General features: G+C 44.7%; 11 protein-coding genes. 3 read left to right on the top strand and 8 right to left on the bottom strand.

The genetic code is table 11. The features are described from left to right. Positions 1 to 4252: 4252 nt before the first annotated feature. The 5 genes from B7E07_RS01955 to B7E07_RS01930 form a co-directional block, all read right to left on the bottom strand. A complete protein-coding gene (locus B7E07_RS01955) occupies positions 4253 to 5392 on the bottom strand; it encodes an acyl-CoA dehydrogenase (protein WP_080843810.1) in 1140 nt (379 codons plus the stop codon). 23 nt (positions 5393 to 5415) lie between these two features. Then, positions 5416 to 6546 carry an acyl-CoA dehydrogenase gene (locus B7E07_RS01950; protein ID WP_080843809.1) on the bottom strand — a complete coding sequence of 377 codons (1131 nt, stop codon included), beginning with the start codon at positions 6544 to 6546 and terminating at the stop codon, positions 5416 to 5418. Positions 6547 to 6576: 30 nt separating this feature from the next. Next, the gene (locus B7E07_RS01945; protein WP_080843808.1) at positions 6577 to 7428 is read right to left on the bottom strand and encodes a 3-hydroxybutyryl-CoA dehydrogenase; all 852 of its coding nucleotides are present in this window, start codon (positions 7426 to 7428) and stop codon (positions 6577 to 6579) included. Between the two features lie 16 nt (positions 7429 to 7444). Continuing rightward, positions 7445 to 8632 (bottom strand): acetyl-CoA C-acetyltransferase, encoded by a 1188-nt coding sequence (locus tag B7E07_RS01940; protein ID WP_080843807.1) that lies wholly within the window; start codon positions 8630 to 8632, stop codon positions 7445 to 7447. Between the two features lie 1221 nt (positions 8633 to 9853). After that, a complete protein-coding gene (locus B7E07_RS01930) occupies positions 9854 to 11965 on the bottom strand; it encodes a 4Fe-4S dicluster domain-containing protein (RefSeq protein WP_080843805.1) in 2112 nt (703 codons plus the stop codon). 180 nt (positions 11966 to 12145) lie between these two features. Between B7E07_RS01930 and cls the strand changes: the two genes are divergently transcribed. Together cls and uvsE are read left to right on the top strand one after the other, a co-directional pair. Beyond that, entirely contained in the window at positions 12146 to 13354 is a 1209-nt protein-coding gene (cls, locus tag B7E07_RS01925) for a cardiolipin synthase (protein WP_080849076.1), read from the top strand. Between the two features lie 59 nt (positions 13355 to 13413). Then, positions 13414 to 14370 carry a UV DNA damage repair endonuclease UvsE gene (gene uvsE / locus B7E07_RS01920; protein ID WP_080843804.1) on the top strand — a complete coding sequence of 319 codons (957 nt, stop codon included), beginning with the start codon at positions 13414 to 13416 and terminating at the stop codon, positions 14368 to 14370. A gap of 22 nt (positions 14371 to 14392) precedes the next feature. Here uvsE and B7E07_RS01915 read toward each other — a convergent pair whose 3' ends face one another. The 3 genes from B7E07_RS01915 to B7E07_RS01905 form a co-directional block, all read right to left on the bottom strand. Continuing rightward, positions 14393 to 14572 carry a XapX domain-containing protein gene (locus tag B7E07_RS01915; RefSeq protein ID WP_080843803.1) on the bottom strand — a complete coding sequence of 60 codons (180 nt, stop codon included), beginning with the start codon at positions 14570 to 14572 and terminating at the stop codon, positions 14393 to 14395. 532 nt (positions 14573 to 15104) lie between these two features. Then, the gene (gene argS / locus B7E07_RS01910; RefSeq protein WP_080843802.1) at positions 15105 to 16775 is read right to left on the bottom strand and encodes an arginine--tRNA ligase; all 1671 of its coding nucleotides are present in this window, start codon (positions 16773 to 16775) and stop codon (positions 15105 to 15107) included. Next, the gene (locus B7E07_RS01905) at positions 16772 to 17215 is read right to left on the bottom strand and encodes a YwiB family protein (RefSeq protein ID WP_080843801.1); all 444 of its coding nucleotides are present in this window, start codon (positions 17213 to 17215) and stop codon (positions 16772 to 16774) included. Before B7E07_RS01905 ends, argS begins: the two co-directional genes overlap by 4 nt. Before the next feature lie 356 nt (positions 17216 to 17571). Here B7E07_RS01905 and B7E07_RS01900 point away from each other — a divergent pair, with 356 nt between their 5' ends. Further along, on the top strand, positions 17572 to 19023 hold the full coding sequence (locus tag B7E07_RS01900) for an IS1182 family transposase (RefSeq protein ID WP_080843532.1): 1452 nt from the start codon (positions 17572 to 17574) through the stop codon (positions 19021 to 19023). The last annotated feature ends 151 nt before the right edge of the window (positions 19024 to 19174 follow it).

Below are 19174 nucleotides of genomic sequence, written 5' to 3'. Positions count from 1 at the left end.
ATGCAGACGTTGCCACAGGACGTGGCGAACTTAGTCTGCGTTCTTTGATTGGGCGAGCCGTTTCCGCTTTTCTATTGTCCAGCTCCGAGCGCTAGGGGCTCGAGGTCTAAAGCCAATCCAGTCCAAAGGTCAAAGTACGACCTTTCGCCTGGCTCGTCTTAAGCTTGTCGCCCCTGAGCAAGCGCCCTCCGCTTTTCTATTGTCCAGCTCCAACGGCTAGCCGCTCGAGGTCTTAAGTCAATCCGTCCAGAAGGTTAAAGTACAACCTTCCAGCCGGCTCGCCTTAAGCTTGCGGCCCACAGGATGTGGGTCATGCAGACGTTGCCACAGGACGTGGCGAACTTAGTCTGCGTTCTTTGATTGGGCGAGCCGTTTCCGCTTTTCTATTGTCCAGCTCCGAGCGCTAGGGGCTCGAGGTCTAAAGCCAATCCAGTCCAAAGGTCAAAGTACGACCTTTCGCCTGGCTCGTCTTAAGCTTGTCGCCCCTGAGCAAGCGCCCTCCGCTTTTCTATTGTCCAGCTCCAACGGCTAGCCGCTCGAGGTCTTAAGTCAATCCGTCCAGAAGGTTAAAGTACAACCTTCCAGCCGGCTCGCCTTAAGCTTGCGGCCCACAGGATGTGGGTCATGCAGACGTTGCCACAGGACGTGGCGAACTTAGTCTGCGTTCTTTGATTGGGCGAGCCGTTTCCGCTTTTCTATTGTCCAGCTCCGAGCGCTAGGGGCTCGAGGTCTAAAGCCAATCCAGTCCAAAGGTCAAAGTACGACCTTTCGCCTGGCTCGTCTTAAGCTTGTCGCCCCTGAGCAAGCGCCCTCCGCTTTTCTATTGTCCAGCTCCAACGGCTAGCCGCTCGAGGTCTTAAGTCAATCCGTCCAGAAGGTTAAAGTACAACCTTCCAGCCGGCTCGCCTTAAGCTTGCGGCCCACAGGATGTGGGTCATGCAGACGTTGCCACAGGACGTGGCGAACTTAGTCTGCGTTCTTTGATTGGGCGAGCCGTTTCCGCTTTTCTATTGTCCAGCTCCGAGCGCTAGGGGCTCGAGGTCTAAAGCCAATCCAGTCCAAAGGTCAAAGTACGACCTTTCGCCTGGCTCGTCTTAAGCTTGTCGCCCCTGAGCAAGCGCCCTCCGCTTTTCTATTGTCCAGCTCCAACGGCTAGCCGCTCGAGGTCTTAAGTCAATCCGTCCAGAAGGTTAAAGTACAACCTTCCAGCCGGCTCGCCTTAAGCTTGCGGCCCACAGGATGTGGGTCATGCAGACGTTGCCACAGGACGTGGCGAACTTAGTCTGCGTTCTTTGATTGGGCGAGCCGTTTCCGCTTTTCTATTGTCCAGCTCCGAGCGCTAGGGGCTCGAGGTCTAAAGCCAATCCAGTCCAAAGGTCAAAGTACGACCTTTCGCCTGGCTCGTCTTAAGCTTGTCGCCCCTGAGCAAGCGCCCTCCGCTTTTCTATTGTCCAGCTCCAACGGCTAGCCGCTCGAGGTCTTAAGTCAATCCGTCCAGAAGGTTAAAGTACAACCTTCCAGCCGGCTCGCCTTAAGCTTGCGGCCCACAGGATGTGGGTCATGCAGACGTTGCCACAGGACGTGGCGAACTTAGTCTGCGTTCTTTGATTGGGCGAGCCGTTTCCGCTTTTCTATTGTCCAGCTCCGAGCGCTAGGGGCTCGAGGTCTAAAGCCAATCCAGTCCAAAGGTCAAAGTACGACCTTTCGCCTGGCTCGTCTTAAGCTTGTCGCCCCTGAGCAAGCGCCCTCCGCTTTTCTATTGTCCAGCTCCAACGGCTAGCCGCTCGAGGTCTTAAGTCAATCCGTCCAGAAGGTTAAAGTACAACCTTCCAGCCGGCTCGCCTTAAGCTTGCGGCCCACAGGATGTGGGTCATGCAGACGTTGCCACAGGACGTGGCGAACTTAGTCTGCGTTCTTTGATTGGGCGAGCCGTTTCCGCTTTTCTATTGTCCAGCTCCGAGCGCTAGGGGCTCGAGGTCTAAAGCCAATCCAGTCCAAAGGTCAAAGTACGACCTTTCGCCTGGCTCGTCTTAAGCTTGTCGCCCCTGAGCAAGCGCCCTCCGCTTTTCTATTGTCCAGCTCCAACGGCTAGCCGCTCGAGGTCTTAAGTCAATCCGTCCAGAAGGTTAAAGTACAACCTTCCAGCCGGCTCGCCTTAAGCTTGCGGCCCACAGGATGTGGGTCATGCAGACGTTGCCACAGGACGTGGCGAACTTAGTCTGCGTTCTTTGATTGGGCGAGCCGTTTCCGCTTTTCTATTGTCCAGCTGCGAGCGCTAGGGGCTCGAGGTCTAAAGCCAATCCAGTCCAAAGGTCAAAGTACGACCTTTCGCCTGGCTCGTCTTAAGCTTGTCGCCCCTGAGCAAGCGCCCTCCGCTTTTCTATTGTCCAGCTCCAACGGCTAGCCGCTCGAGGTCTTAAGTCAATCCGTCCAGAAGGTTAAAGTACAACCTTCCAGCCGGCTCGCCTTAAGCTTGCGGCCCACAGGATGTGGGTCATGCAGACGTTGCCACAGGACGTGGCGAACTTAGTCTGCGTTCTTTGATTGGGCGAGCCGTTTCCGCTTTTCTATTGTCCAGCTGCGAGCGCTAGGGGCTCGAGGTCTAAAGCCAATCCAGTCCAAAGGTCAAAGTACGACCTTTCGCCTGGCTCGTCTTAAGCTTGTCGCCCCTGAGCAAGCGCCCTCCGCTTTTCTATTGTCCAGCTCCAACGGCTAGCCGCTCGAGGTCTTAAGTCAATCCGTCCAGAAGGTTAAAGTACAACCTTCCAGCCGGCTCGCCTTAAGCTTGCGGCCCACAGGATGTGGGTCATGCAGACGTTGCCACAGGACGTGGCGAACTTAGTCTGCGTTCTTTGATTGGGCGAGCCGTTTCCGCTTTTCTATTGTCCAGCTGCGAGCGCTAGGGGCTCGAGGTCTAAAGCCAATCCAGTCCAAAGGTCAAAGTACGACCTTTCGCCTGGCTCGTCTTAAGCTTGTCGCCCCTGAGCAAGCGCCCTCCGCTTTTCTATTGTCCAGCTCCAACGGCTAGCCGCTCGAGGTCTTAAGTCAATCCGTCCAGAAGGTTAAAGTACAACCTTCCAGCCGGCTCGCCTTAAGCTTGCGGCCCACAGGATGTGGGTCATGCAGACGTTGCCACAGGACGTGGCGAACTTAGTCTGCGTTCTTTGATTGGGCGAGCCGTTTCCGCTTTTCTATTGTCCAGCTGCGAGCGCTAGGGGCTCGAGGTCTAAAGCCAATCCAGTCCAAAGGTCAAAGTACGACCTTTCGCCTGGCTCGTCTTAAGCTTGTCGCCCCTGAGCAAGCGCCCTCCGCTTTTCTATTGTCCAGCTCCAACGGCTAGCCGCTCGAGGTCTTAAGTCAATCCGTCCAGAAGGTTAAAGTACAACCTTCCAGCCGGCTCGCCTTAAGCTTGCGGCCCACAGGATGTGGGTCATGCAGACGTTGCCACAGGACGTGGCGAACTTAGTCTGCGTTCTTTGATTGGGCGAGCCGTTTCCGCTTTTCTATTGTCCAGCTGCGAGCGCTAGGGGCTCGAGGTCTAAAGCCAATCCAGTCCAAAGGTCAAAGTACGACCTTTCGCCTGGCTCGTCTTAAGCTTGTCGCCCCTGAGCAAGCGCCCTCCGCTTTTCTATTGTCCAGCTCCAACGGCTAGCCGCTCGAGGTCTTAAGTCAATCCGTCCAGAAGGTTAAAGTACAACCTTCCAGCCGGCTCGCCTTAAGCTTGCGGCCCACAGGATGTGGGTCATGCAGACGTTGCCACAGGACGTGGCGAACTTAGTCTGCGTTCTTTGATTGGGCGAGCCGTTTCCGCTTTTCTATTGTCCAGCTGCGAGCGCTAGGGGCTCGAGGTCTAAAGCCAATCCAGTCCAAAGGTCAAAGTACGACCTTTCGCCTGGCTCGTCTTAAGCTTGTCGCCCCTGAGCAAGCGCCCTCCGCTTTTCTATTGTCCAGCTCCAACGGCTAGCCGCTCGAGGTCTTAAGTCAATCCGTCCAGAAGGTTAAAGTACAACCTTCCAGCCGGCTCGCCTTAAGCTTGCGGCCCACAGGATGTGGGTCATGCAGACGTTGCCACAGGACGTGGCGAACTTAGTCTGCGTTCTTTGATTGGGCGAGCCGTTTCCGCTTTTCTATTGTCTAGCTGCGGGCGCTAGGGGCTCGAGGTCTTAAGCCAATCCAGTCCAAAGGTCAAAGTACGACCTTTCGCCTGGCTCGTCTTAAGCTTGTCGCCCCTGGGCAAGCGCCCTCCGCTTTTCTATTTCACCAGCATTCTTGAGATGACGAGGCGTTGGATTTCTTGGGTGCCTTCGTAGATTTGGGTGATTTTGGCGTCGCGCATGTAGCGTTCGACTGGATAGTCTTTTGTGTAGCCATAGCCTCCGAAGATTTGGACTGCTTCTGTGGTTACTTTCATGGCAGTGTCTCCTGCAAATAGTTTGGACATGGCTGATTCTTTGCCATACGGGAGCCCAGCTGATTCGAGCCATGCGGCCTGGTAGGTCAGTAGTCTAGCTGCCTCTGTGGCTGTTGCCATATCAGCCAGCTTAAAGCCGATGCCTTGCTGGGCTGAGATTGGCTTGCCGAATTGATGGCGTTCTTTCGCATAATCACTGGACGCATCCAGTGCGCCTTGAGCAATGCCGACCGCTTGGGCTGCTATGCCATTTCTGCCTCCGTCGAGGGTTTTCATTGCAATCTTAAAACCTTCTCCCACTTGCCCTAACACATTCTCAATAGGCACTTTGCAATCTTCAAAAATAATTTCAGTTGTTGGAGATGAGCGTATACCTAGTTTCTTCTCCTTTTTGCCCACAGAAAAGCCTTCAAATCCTGCCTCTACAATGAATGCAGTTGTTCCCCTTTGTTTGTCCTCCGGACTAGTTAATGCAAACACCACGTAGGTATCAGCAATTCCTCCGTTTGTAATAAAGATTTTAGAACCATTTAATATATAATGATCTCCTTCTAAACGGGCCGTCGTTTTCATTCCGCCTGCATCTGACCCGCTGCCAGGCTCTGTTAATCCGTAGGCACCGATTTTCTCTCCCAATGCCATTGGCTTTAAGTATTTTTGCTTTTGCTCTTCACTTCCAAATGTATAAATCGGCCAGCCTGCAAGCGACGTGTGTGCGGACAGTGTCACGCCAGTTGAAGCACATACTCGAGATAATTCCTCAACTGCAATACAATAGGCCAAGTAATCACTGCCGATGCCGCCATACTCTTCCGGCCAAGGAATCCCCGTTAATCCGAGTTCAGCCATTTTATCGAACAGCTCACGATCAAAGCGTTCCTCTTCATCACGCTCAGCAGCGGTAGGCGACACTTCATTGCGGGCAAAATCACGAACCATCTTTCGAATCATCTCATGCTCTTCTGATAACTTGAAATTCATTCTTGTCCCCTGCCTTCTTTTTTCTAAAGGTTCTTACTAATTACAATCCGCTGAATCTCACTAGTCCCTTCATATATTTCTGTTATTTTGGCATCCCGAAAGTAACGCTCAACAGGATAGTCCTCTGTATAGCCATAGCCCCCAAAAACTTGAATGGCCTCTGTTGTCACTTCCATCGCTGTTTTGGATGCGAAGAGCTTTGCCATGGACGCTTCTTTCCCGCATTTTTCTCCATTTTGGCGCATCTGGGCAGCACGATAGATTAATAGTTTTGATGCTTCAACACTCGTTGACATATCGGCGAGCTTAAATCCAATCCCTTGCTGTGCAGCAATAGGTTTGCCGAATTGCTGGCGTTCAGCGGCGTATGCTGTGGCAGCATCCAAGGCTGCTTCTGCAATACCAAGTGATTGCGCAGCAATTCCAATGCGGCCAGCATCGAGGTTGGCAAGCGCGATTTTAAATCCTTCTCCTTCTAGGCCAAGCAGGTTTTCCGCTGGTACTTTCATATCTTCAAAGCTTATTTGAACGGTCCTTGAACCATGCAGTCCCATTTTTTTCTCATCTTTGCCAATCACAAAGCCTGGAGTATTTTTTTCAACAATAAAAGCCGATATGCCCTTACTGCCGAGTGCAGGGTTTGTAGAAGCGAAAACAATATAGACATCCGCTTCGCCGCCATTTGTAATAAATACTTTTGAACCATTAACGATATAATGATCTCCGTTTTTAACGGCTTTTGATTTCAAAGCAGCAGCATCAGAGCCTGCGTTTGGCTCAGTCAGACAGAACGCACCTAAATATTGACCGGCAGCTAGCTTTGTGACGTACTTTTGCTTCTGCTCTTCTGTTCCAAAATAAAGGATTGGATTTGTTCCTACTGACGTATGAACAGATAAAATAACTCCAACCGTAGCGCTCACCTTAGAGATTTCATGGATTGCCGTTATATATGAAATAAAATCCATCTCGGAGCCGCCGTATTTTTCAGGAACGGGGATGCCCATTAAGCCCAGCTCACCCATTTTACTGAGGATCTTGCGTGGAAAGACTCCGCTCTCCATCTGCTCAATAAACGGTTCGATTTCCATTTGCGCAAAGTCACGCACCATTTTTCTCATCATTTCTTGCTCTTCAGAGAATCTTAAATCCATTGATAGTTCCTCCCAGGTGCTTACATTGATTTAATTGTACTCATAAAATCCGCGGCCCGTTTTTTTGCCGAGCCAGCCCGCCTTCACATATTTTCTCAGCAGCGGACATGGCCGGTATTTACCGTCTCCAAAGCCTTCATGAAGCGTTTCCATAATATAAAGACAAGTATCTAAGCCGATAAAATCAGCGAGTGTGAGCGGTCCCATCGGGTGATTCATGCCGAGCTTCATCACCTCATCAATAGCTTCTTTTTCAGCGACTCCCTCGTAAAGTGTAAAAATGGCTTCATTAATCATTGGCATAAGCACACGATTTGAGACGAATCCTGGAAAGTCATTTACTTCAACTGGCACCTTTTTTAGCTTGTGTGTTACTGCTTCGATCTCTTCATATACTTCGTCAGCTGTCGCCAATCCGCGGATAATTTCTACCAGCTTCATGACCGGCACTGGATTCATAAAATGCATGCCAATAACTTTTTCTGGGCGGTTCGTACTTGCTGCAATTTCTGTAATCGGCAAAGAGGATGTATTGCTCGCTAATATAGCATGTGGTGGCGCCCATTCATCCAGCTGTTTAAAAATACGCGATTTAATCTCCATATTTTCAACAGCCGCTTCAATAATCAGGTGGCATTCCTTGGCATCTGCAATATCTGTAGAAACGGTAAGTTTGTTTAAAACGGTGTTCAATTCATCTTCGGTCAGTTTCCCTTTGCTGACCTGACGAGATAAATTCTTCTGTATTCCTGTCATGCCGCGGTCTAAGTGATCGTCAGTTAAATCATTTAAAATGACCTCGTAGCCAGCAGCAGCGCACACCTGTGCAATACCTGATCCCATTTGCCCTGCACCAATGACCATAATCTTTTCTATTTTCATCTTTACTCCCCCATCTTTACGATTTTGGAACTTCGATCATGATGGCATCTCCTTGGCCGCCGCCGCTGCAAATGGCTGCGATCCCGATACCGCCGCCTCTTCTCTGCAGTTCATGCATGAGTGTTAAAATAATTCTCGTCCCGCTCGCACCAATCGGATGTCCAAGTGCAACTGCTCCGCCGTTGACATTGACCTTATTATCATCTAAACCTGCTATCTTCTTGCTCGCCAATGCTACGGCTGCAAAGGCCTCGTTAATTTCAAACAGATCAATATCTTCCAGACTATGCCCTGTCTTTTGAAGCAATTGATTGATTACAAGTCCTGGTGTTTGCGGAAAATCCTTTGCTTCAACAGCCAATGCTGTATGTCCAAGAATGTATGCGCCGATTTTTTTCCCTTCCTTTTGTGCTCTTTCCTCGCTCATGAGCACTAAAGCGGCTGCTCCGTCATTGACTCCCGGTGCATTTCCAGCAGTAATCGTTCCTCCGTGACCAAACGCAGATCCAAGTTTAGACAGCCGTTCAATCGAAGTATCCTTCCGTGGCGATTCATCCTCTGCCACCATAACCGGTTCGCCTTTACGCTGCGGTACCTCAACAGAAACGATCTCCTCGGCAAGTCTTCCTGATGATATCGCTTCGATCGCACGCTCATGGCTTCTTAAAGCCCACTGATCCTGCTCTTCACGGCTGATTTCCAATTCTTCCGCTGTACTATTTCCATACGTGCCCATATGCGCACCTGTAAAACTGCAGCTAAGTCCGTCACTGATCATTGAATCCTGAACAGTTCCATCCCCCATTCGTAAACCCCATCTTGCTTTTGGGAGGAGGTATGGCGCATTGCTCATGGACTCCATTCCGCCAGCTACGATAACTTCCTCATCTCCAGCACGAATGATCTGGTCGCCGAGTGTCACACTTCTCAAACCTGATGCGCACACCTTGTTAATCGTTTCCGTCTTAACATCCCAAGGCAAGCCGGCTTTTCTGGCAGCCTGGCGGGAAGGAATCTGTCCCTGTCCTCCTTGAAGCACCGTTCCAAGAATCACTTCTCCGACATCCGCTGGACTCACATCTGCCCTTTTAAGAGCCTCCCTGACAGCAATTCCACCTAAATCTGATGCCGTTAAACTGCTTAAACCTCCGGCAAACTTTCCAAAAGGTGTTCTAACTCCTGCTAAAATAACGGTTTTCCCCATGTTTGTTCGCTCCTTTTTTATTTGATTTTGGCTGTTTCCTCAAATCATCACAATGACTGAACGCTCACTCAATTTTTAACTGAAAAATCTCTTCTAAAATGGATGCTCATTGTCCTTTTTAAGAAGATAAAACCTTAATTTTGAAAGCGCTTTATTTTTATTCTATTTTACATTAAAAGTTATTAGAATTGAAATACTTTACTTAATTTTCTTAAAAATGTTTTGTTTCTTTACCAGCTAAATAAATGGGGCTGAGATAAAACTAAACTAATAATTCTAAAACACAAAAATTCAAAATCATGGTTGGTTTTAAACCAGCCTCTTCCATTACGCTGAGGACCCTATTTTTTCCTGGGATCAGAAGCTTGAGCCTCGTCGCAACAAAGCTGCTCCTAAGGGGTTTCGCACTTTCCTCTATTGCCCACAGGAGTCGAGTGTCCTTGCTCCATTTCACTTATGTTTATAAAAATCTATTTTTTTAAAAATAAAAAACCGATGATTAGAAAGATTCACTTCCTAACCAGTCGGTTCTATGGTCGTGTTAAATACTTATGTCCCAGCCTCTTAAAAAAACTTTCATACTTCCTTATTCCTTTCAGCTCCAACATTACCTGTTGGAGCTGAAAAGAAATATAGTTTTTCGCAGGAAAGGATTATTCAGAATCATATCCATGTTTAAATACATTCATATTCCCGTCAGTTATTGATATCTACAACTATACGGAGGATATGATATGGCTGCAATCGAGGAAAATCTAGTACCTAGAGTAAGCTTGGAGCCCACAAATACAATTGCAGTCTAAGACAATTGTTTGCCACCCTGATCTTGTCCAAAAATAGAATAAAGCACAACAATCTTCAACAAAGCCAGCAAACCAGAAATATTCTGCACCATTGAGCTCCAGGAAATCATCCTCTCCTTTTTGAAGGATTCGATAGAAGCCCGGTCTTGCATCTGCCAAAATGCTACATACACAACCTTTACAAACGGGGTCCGGCTTTAACCAACGACATAAACTCATAGCGTATTCACCTCCTTGATGGCATAATATGCCACCAAGGAAGGAACGACAGGGTGCTTGTTCTATCAGTTCTAAAATGGGCTTAATTTTGTACAGTTGTTTATAAGCTTTATTTTCGATTAAGGTTTATGCAGGAATCCATTCCGATCGTTTCACTTTACATCCTTAATTTTGAACCACAGAATAGCTTAGACATTTTTTATGAAGCAATACTCTCCTTTTCACCAATTACAGCCTTCTCCAAAATCTCTGCCACATCATATGTGTGAACCTGCTCTTCTACTTCCTTCGCTTTCGTACCGTCAGACAGCATCGTCAGGCAATAAGGACACCCGGAGCTGATGACGGAAGGATTTACGGCAAGCGCCTGTTCTGTTCGGGCTACATTGACGCGATGGCCTGTTTCCTCTTCCATCCACATCAAACCGCCGCCCGCTCCACAGCACATGCCAGTATCACGGTTTCTTTCCATTTCAATGAGCTTAACACCAGGAATTGCTTTTAAGATCTCACGCGGCGGATCGTATACCTCGTTATATCGTCCTAAGTAGCAGGAATCATGGAAGGTAATCGTCTCATTCACCTCATGTATTGGCTGCAATCTTCCCTCTTCCACAAGCTTTGCCAGCAGTTCTGTATGATGATAAACCTCTGCCTCTAAACCAAAATCCGGATATTCATTCTTAAAAATGTTATAAGCATGCGGATCAATTGTAACAATTTTTTTCACTTCATTTTTCTCAAATTCCTCTATATTTTTCACAGCCATCTCTTGGAATAAAAACTCATTTCCAAGTCTTCTTGGTGTATCTCCAGAGTTCTTTTCCTTGTTGCCGAGAATGGCAAATTTCACACCAGCTTCGTTTAAAAGCTTTGCAAATGATAGAGCAATTTTTTGACTGCGGTTGTCATACGAGCCCATCGAGCCAACCCAGAATAAGTATTCAAATTCTTCTCCCGCTTTTTTCACTTCCTTGACTGTTGGCACATGAACATCCTCACGCGCATCTCTCCAGTCTTCTTTCTCCTTGCGGTTTAAGCCCCACGGATTGCCTTGGCGTTCGATATTGGTCATAGCACGCTGTGCATCTGCGTCCATTTTTCCTTCAGTTAATACTAAATAGCGTCTTAAATCAATGATCTTATCCACGTGCTCATTCATGACAGGACATTGATCTTCACAGTTGCGGCATGTCGTACATGCCCAAATTTCTTCTTCTGTAATAACCTCGCCAATTAAGCTCGGGCTGTATGCAAGGCCTGCCGCTGCTTCTTCTGCTCCTTGTCCGGCTGCAGCAAGTGCAAGCTGATTTCCTTTCGTATTCGAAAAAGCAAACGTCGGCACCCACGGCTGCTTCTGCGTAACCGCTGCTCCGTGATTTGTCAGATGATCACGCAGCTTTAAAATGAGATCCATCGGCGACAGCATTTTTCCCGTTCCGGTGGCCGGACACATATTCGTACAGCGTCCGCATTCTACACAGGCATAGAAATCAATCATTTGATGCTGTGTAAAATCCTCGATTTTCCCAACGCCAAAACTCTCTTGCGATTCATCTTCAAAATCAATTTTCTGCAGCTTTCCTGGGTTTTCCAGACGGTTAAAATAAACATTTGCAGGCCCTGCGATTAAATGGGCATGCTTAGATTGCGGCACATATACAAGGAATGCCAGCAAGAATAGTAAGTGAACCCACCAGGCAACATAAAATACAGCAATGGATGCAGTTTCACCTATCCATGAGAACGCGATAGCAAATAAAGATGCAAGCGGTTCTGTCCAAGCCGGATCATGTCCATGCCAGATCAAACTCATCCCATTGCCTAATAGCACCGAAAGCATCAGTCCGCCAATAAAAATTAACACTAACCCAGACTTGAACCCTCTTTTTAAACGAACAAGCTTTTCAATGTATCTGCGGTAAAAAGCCCAAACAACCGCAATCAGGATCATGAATGTTACGATCTCCTGGAAAAATGTAAAAGCCGGATAAAGCGGTCCAAGCGGCAAGTGCGCACCCGGGCTGATTCCTTTTATAATAAAATCAATGGCTCCGAATTGAACAAGGATAAACCCGTAGAAAAACATCACATGGATGATGCCGCTCTTCTTATCCTTCAGTAATTTTTTCTGGCCAAATACATTGACCCAGATCTTGTTCATCCGCTCTTTTATATTGTTGTCGAACTCTACCTTTTTCCCGAGCTTGATGTACTGAATTCTTGTGCGAATGACATACACAAATAACCCAACAGCGTAAGCGGTTACAAAAATAAAAGCAATTAAGTTGAGCCAAAGCAAACCGTTCATGATGTGAATCTCCTTCCTTTCTTCATCTAAAATAGATAATTTTCTGAATTTATACTTAGTTCTATCATATATAATGAATGAGCATTCAGTCAATACATAAACACGATTTTCTTTATAAAATTCCTCTATGATAGAAATGTCATTTGCGGAGATACTATGGAGAAACCGCTTAAGGAGCTGATGCTATTGACTATACTTCAAACGATTTTATTGGTTTGCCTCGTTTTAATCGTCTGGATCGTTATTGATTTTCAGCTCGGTAAAAAAGCACATAAAAAAAAGACGAAGCGATTCGAACCGGTAACACGAGAAAGTGAGATCACTTTATTCACTTCCGGTCTTGATCTCTACAGTGATCTTTTTGCAGCAATGCGAACGGCGAAGCAACATATTCATGTGATGTTTTATATTGTAAAGGATGATGAAATCAGCAAGGAGTTCTTCGGAATACTATGCGACAAAGCGAAAGAGGGAGTGGAGGTCAGAGTACTACTCGACTGGGTCGGCAGCTTCCCCCTTCGTAAAAATATCATTCCTATGCTGAAAGGCCAAGGCATTCAGTTTTCTTACGCAAACGCGCCTAAGCCTCCTTTCTTATTCTATTCTTCTCAAACACGCAACCATCGTAAAATTACCGTTATTGATGGAAAAACAGGCTATATTGGCGGATTTAATATTGGCAAGGAATATATGAACAATGATCCAAAGCTATCACCTTGGCGTGATTATCATCTGAAAATGACAAATGAAGGTGTACAGGACCTGCAGCAAGGATTTCTAAAGGATTGGCATAAAGCAACGAAAACCAATTTACTGAGCAATACCATCTATTTTCCTCCATTATCTAAGGGATCGGTTCGCCATCAGCTGCTTCCGACAGACGGTGTGTATTTAGAAGGAAGTTTTTCTGCTTTAATTCGTAAAGCTCAATCTTCAATAATCATTGGCACCCCTTATTTTATTCCGAGCAAAAGATTGATGGATGATCTTTGCCATGCTTTAAAAAGAGGCGTCGATGTTCACATCCTTGTTCCGAAAAAAACAGATCATCTGCTTGTAAAGGAAGCTTCTTTTCAGCATCTGCGAAAATTGATTAAAGAAGGCGCCTATGTTTACGAGTATTTACATGGTTTTTACCATGCAAAAGTTATGGTTGTTGATGAGAGCATATGTGATATTGGAACTGCCAATTTGGATAGAAGAAGCCTCTTTCTAAACGAAGAAATTAATTGCTATATTTTTGATGAAGCATTTATTAAAATGGTGAAGGAAGTCCTTAAGAAGGATATTGCCAACTCAAAACGGGTAACGTTAAAACAACTTAATACGCTCAATCCAGCTACTCTATTTAAAGAGACCATTGCACGCAGTGTTGCCAGTTTACTTTAGAGAAAGCGGAGGCCATGGTTCACATGGCAATAGCTGTATAGAAAAAGCAGGTGTTTATCATGAAAATAAGATTTGGCTATGTATCAACAGCCATTAGTCTTTGGGACTCTTCCCCTTCAAAGGCATTAACCTTTGCCCGCTACTCCCAGCTCGGCAAGGAAGAACGGAAGGAAAAATTACTTTCCGTTACGGCTGCCAATTTAGCCAATACAAAACGGATGCTGCATTATAATATTGCTCATCAGCTCGAAATATATCGAATGTCCAGTTCGATTGTTCCGCTGGCTACACATCCTGAGGTGCTTTGGGATTTTACCACGCCTTTTCGGGACAGCTGGTTAGAGATTGGTCAGCTCGTCAAGGACCATCAATTGCGGGTCAGCTTTCACCCCAACCAGTTTACGCTATTTACTTCTCCGCGCGAAGAAGTAACAGCCAATGCGGTCAAAGACATGGAATATCATTATAAAATGTTTGAAGCGATGGGATTGGCCCAGCAAAGCTATATCAATATTCACATTGGCGGATCATATGGAGACAAGGATAAAACCATTGACCGCTTTTATGAAAATCTTAAAGAGCTGCCTCTGCACATTAAGAAGCAGATGACCCTGGAAAATGACGATAAAACCTATAATACAGATGAAACTTTGCTGGCCTGTGAGAAAGAAAGCGTTCCGTTTGTCTTTGATTATCATCATCATATGGCCAACCTCGGAGAAATGAAGCTGGAGGAATTCCTGCCGCGCACCTTTGCTACATGGGAACATACTGGACAGCCTCCTAAGATCCATATTTCCTCTCCTAAAAATGAAAAAGCCTTTCGCTCTCATGCAGATTTTGTTGATGTGGAATTTTTAAAACCGCTGTTGAATGTTTTGCATGATTTGAACGTTGACGTTGATTTTATGATTGAAGCAAAGGCGAAGGATCAGGCTGCATTAAAACTCATTGAGGATATTAGTAAAATTCGCGGGGTAAAAAGAATATCAGGCGGAGCAGTGGAATGGAAATAAAAGCGGCCTGGGGCCGCTTTTTCTATTTCATTAACTCTTGAAACCATGGTGCAATCATTTCAAACGCTTTAAACCCTAAATAGATTCCGACAATTCCCATGATACCCGGTAAAGCTGGCGGCGCTGGAATCGGCAGCTTTAACAGTGCAAAAAGAAATCCTACTAAAAATCCAGTAAGTGTAGCCAAAATAACAATCTTCATCAGTATCCTCCTCGAATAACAACCATTTTTGATATTATTTCCCTTATTGAAAATAATATATGGAGGGATTTTATACAAGAGCCAGCGAGGTGTAACAATCTTAGATATGCTTGGCATGACTATTAAGTGGTTTAGACGAGGTCATTATGCACATGAAGTCTCACTAAGATCTGCCTTTTTTCATAAATGGGCAGGGGTGTCGGTCATTTCCCGGAGGTTTTCGATCATTTCCCACAGTTTTTCGGTCAATTTGGTTTGTTTTTCGGTCTTTTCAAACCTGTTTTCGGCCATTTAGCCCGTTTTTTCGATCAATCCCCTGATTTTAGTGATTTCGGAAGATACTCCTTTTGGTCTGGATCGTGTTCCTATCAAAAATAAGGATTTTCCTATCAAATTTGAGTAATTTCCTATTAAATTCTCCAGCTTTCCTATCAAATCCAATGATTTTCCTATCAAACTAAACGGTTTTCCTATCAAATCGCTATTTTAGTACATAAAAAAATCCCCCTGCTCTCTCACAGGGGGACAGTACTTACATTTTTTCCGGTGCAGAAACGCCGATTAATGCAAGTGCATTTTTTAATGTGGTTTGGACCGCTTTAATAAGAGCCAGTCTAGCTTTTGTTCTTTCCGGCTGTTCAGGATCCAGTACTTTTTCAGCGTTGTAGAAGCTGTGGAAAGTAGAAGCTAAGTCATAAATATAGTTGGTAATTCTGTGCGGTGTGCGTCTAACCGCTGCCTCAGAAACAGCTTGCGGGAATTCACCGATCTTTTTCAATACGTCCATTTCTTTTTCCGCTTCAATTAATGAGAAGTCAGCTTGTCGATCGAATTCGAAACCTTGCTCACTGCCCTGTCGCAAAATGCTTGAAATCCGTGCGTGTGCATATTGCGCATAGTACACTGGATTTTCATTTGATTGTGATACAGCAAGATCCAAATCAAAATCAAGATGAGTATCAGCACTTCTCATCGCAAAGAAGTAACGAGTAGCATCTAAACCAACTTCTTCTACCAGGTCACGCATTGTAACAGCCTTCCCTGTACGTTTGCTCATTTTCATTTTTTCGCCGTTTTTATATAAATGAACAAGCTGAATGATTTCTACTTCCAGTGCATCTTTATCATAACCTAATGCTTGGATCGCTGCTTTCATACGAGGGATATAGCCATGGTGGTCTGCTCCCCAAATATTAATCAGCTTTTCAAAACCGCGCTCAAGCTTGTCTTTGTGATAAGCAATATCTGGTGTTAAATACGTATAAGAGCCGTCATTTTTAATTAACACGCGGTCTTTATCGTCACCAAATGTGGTAGAGCGGAACCACGTCGCACCGTCTTCTTCATAAATATGACCGTTCTCTTTCAGAGCATCCAGACCAACATCAATTTTTCCATTATGGTATAAGGATGTTTCTGAATACCAAACATCAAATGGAACACGGAAATCTTCAAGGTCATTCTTTAATTTTTGCATCTCATATTTCAAGCCGTATGTGCGGAAGAAGTCAAAACGCTCTTTTTCATCGGCCTCAACATATTTGTCGCCGTATTCTTCAGCAAGCTTTTTCCCAATGCCAACGATGTCTTCGCCGTGATATCCATCCGCAGGCATTTCTTTTTCTAAGCCCAGAGCCTGGAAGTAACGTGCTTCAACAGATAGTGCCAGGTTGTTGATTTGGTTGCCGGCATCATTTATATAATATTCTCTTGATACGTCATAGCCTGCTTTTTGCAGGATGTTGCATAGAGAGTCACCTACTGCTGCACCGCGGGCATGTCCAAGGTGCAGGTCTCCCGTCGGATTTGCAGAAACGAACTCGACTTGAACCTTCTGGCTATTGCCTGTTGCTGTTTCCCCATAGCTGCTTCCAGCTTCTAAAACCGTTGGAATGAGATTCGTTAAATAGCTATTGTCCATGTAAAAATTAATAAAACCAGGGCCCGCAATCTCCATTTTTTTAATAGAAGCCTTCGATTGATCAAAGCTTTTGATTAATTCTTCAGCGATCACACGAGGCGCTTTTTTGGCCACACGTGCAAGCTGCATTGCCATATTCGTGGAGTAATCCCCATGAGCTTTTTCCTTTGGAATTTCTAAAACAACAGCGGGAATCTGCTCTTTTTCTGCCAGACCTGCTTTCACAACCGCCGCTTCAATTTCTTCTTTTAGCTTGCTTTGAACTTGTTCGACAATATTCACTTTGCATCCTCCTCAAACGTAATCTTTAAATGGTATGTGCCTGTATTCGCACCTTGTGTTTTTAACTCATATAGAAGCTCAATTGAGCCTTGCTTTGTTCTTTCATTATATGTATGGTCAAATCTCTTCGTTGTAGTTAGCATTTCGAGAGTGCCATATGGCAGTTCATAACTGCCTCTCATTTTCTTGTTAAGCCGAAATGGCAAGCGCATTTTGACAGCACCGCTTCTTAAAATGACACCATCTTGATCGCCCATTTTAATAATCGTTTTTGCTGTGCCAGCTTCCATGCTTTCATCATATTGAAGAAAGTGAGCGTCCCCTTTTTGATGAAAACGGCCAAAGGCTGTCAGATCAAAGGTTTGCTTCTCGCCACGGTCTCGGATAACCGTCTTTACGTTTATTTTTACCGGCATTTGCTCTGCAGGAAGATTCGCCATTCTTACACTTCCTTTGCTTATATTTCTTGGATAACCTTTTTAGTATAGTACAAAAAAGGCTCGTTCACCACCTTGAATTGCTACTAATAAAGCATTTTACCCTATTTTCACTTATTTCATGAGCTAAGAACAGATTATTCACTTGTTTGGGCTTTTAAACGGTGTTTTCGCAAACTTTGTTACATTTATGATTTCCACTCCAGGGTACTCGCTTTCCGGCGGGGCGGGTGCTGAGCCTCCTCGTCGCCTTCGCTGAGGGCACTGAAAAAGTCCATTTAAGTCAGTGAAACATTTACTGTTTCACTGGCTTTTTGTTTTATAATAGAGGTATTAACTTATCGCAGGTGGTATATAAAATGATCTCCAACCAACAATCCCTTAGTTTCAGCCCCTATTTACAGATATACGATCTTGTTGTTCCACAAGATAATATGCTTCGTCAAATCAATGATCTTGTGGACTTCAGCTTTATTCTAGAAGAGTTAGAATCAAAGTACTGTCTAGATAACGGTCGTAATGCCGTTCACCCGATCCGTATGTTCAAATATCTCTTGCTTAAATCCATTTTTAATTTATCAGATGTAGATGTGGTCGAACGATCAAAGTATGATATGTCCTTTAAATACTTCCTTGAAATGGCGCCAGAAGATCCTGTTATTGACCCCAGTTCCCTAACGAAGTTTCGTAGGCTTCGTCTAAAAGATGTGGATTTATTAGATATGCTTATAAATAAAAGTGTTGAAATCGCATTAGAGAAAGACATCATTAAAAGTAAAACGATTATTGTTGACTCAACTCACACAAAATCCCGTTATAATCAAAAGTCCGTTAAAGAATTTTTACAGGAAAAATCAAAGAATGTACGTCGGTCTGTCTACCAAATCGATGAATCGATGAAAGAGAATTTACCGGCCAAAACAACAACGAATAGTGTTGAAGATGAATTACAGTACTGCGAAGATCTTATTACCGCCATCGAATCAGAGCCAAGAATTTCAGAATTACCTGCGGTGAAAGAAAAGTTAAATGTATTAAAAGAAGTCGTTGAGGATTGTACAGAACAGTTGAGTTTTTCCATGGATCCAGATGCCAAAGTAGGACATAAATCGGCAGACTCCTCTTTTTTTGGATACAAAACACATTTGGCAATGGCTAACGAACGGATTATTACGGCAGCGGTGATCACAACTGGAGAGAAAAGTGATGGAAAATATCTTCAAGAATTAGTTGAAAAAAGCATCAAAACAGGAATGGAAATTAAAACGGTTATTGGAGATACGGCCTATTCTGAGAAAGAAAATATTCGTTATATAAAAGAAGAAAATTTGGAACTTGTTTCAAAATTGCATCCACATGTAACGCATGGTACGCGAAAAAAAGAGGACGAATTCACGTTTAATAAAGATGCAGGAATATATGTGTGTAAGGCTGGCCATTTGGCGATCCAAAAGAAATTTGAAGAAAGAAAAGGTCAAGATCGAAATCCAAGAATTAAATATTTATTTGATACGAATAAATGCAACACTTGTCCCTTACAAGAGGGCTGTTATAAAAAAGGAGCGAAAACAAAATCCTATTCTGTCACAATAAAATCGACAGAGCATAAAGATCAGGAAGCATTTCAAAAGACGGTTAAATTTAAAGAGCTATCTCGAAATCGATATAAGATTGAGGCTAAGAATAGCGAATTAAAACATGCACACGAGTATGAAACAGCGAAATCCTCGGGTTTATTTGGCATGCAAATTCAAGGGGCAACCACCATATTTGCGGTAAATATAAAACGAATTCTAAAGTTAATAAAGTAAGAAAATGGACAACATAGTCCAAAATTAAGGGATTCAGACAAAAATAAAGCCAATTTCTTTCTAATAATAGACAGAAATTGGCTTTTTTATCTTTATAAGATTTTACCAGGTTAAAGAAAAACGAAAAACCTTAAGAAAATCAGTGCCCTCG

It is taken from the genome of Cytobacillus gottheilii (genome assembly GCF_900166665.1).
GTDB classification, from domain to species: Bacteria; Bacillota; Bacilli; order Bacillales; family Cytobacillaceae; genus Cytobacillus; species Cytobacillus gottheilii_A.
This window is presented reverse-complemented; position numbering and strand designations above follow the sequence as displayed.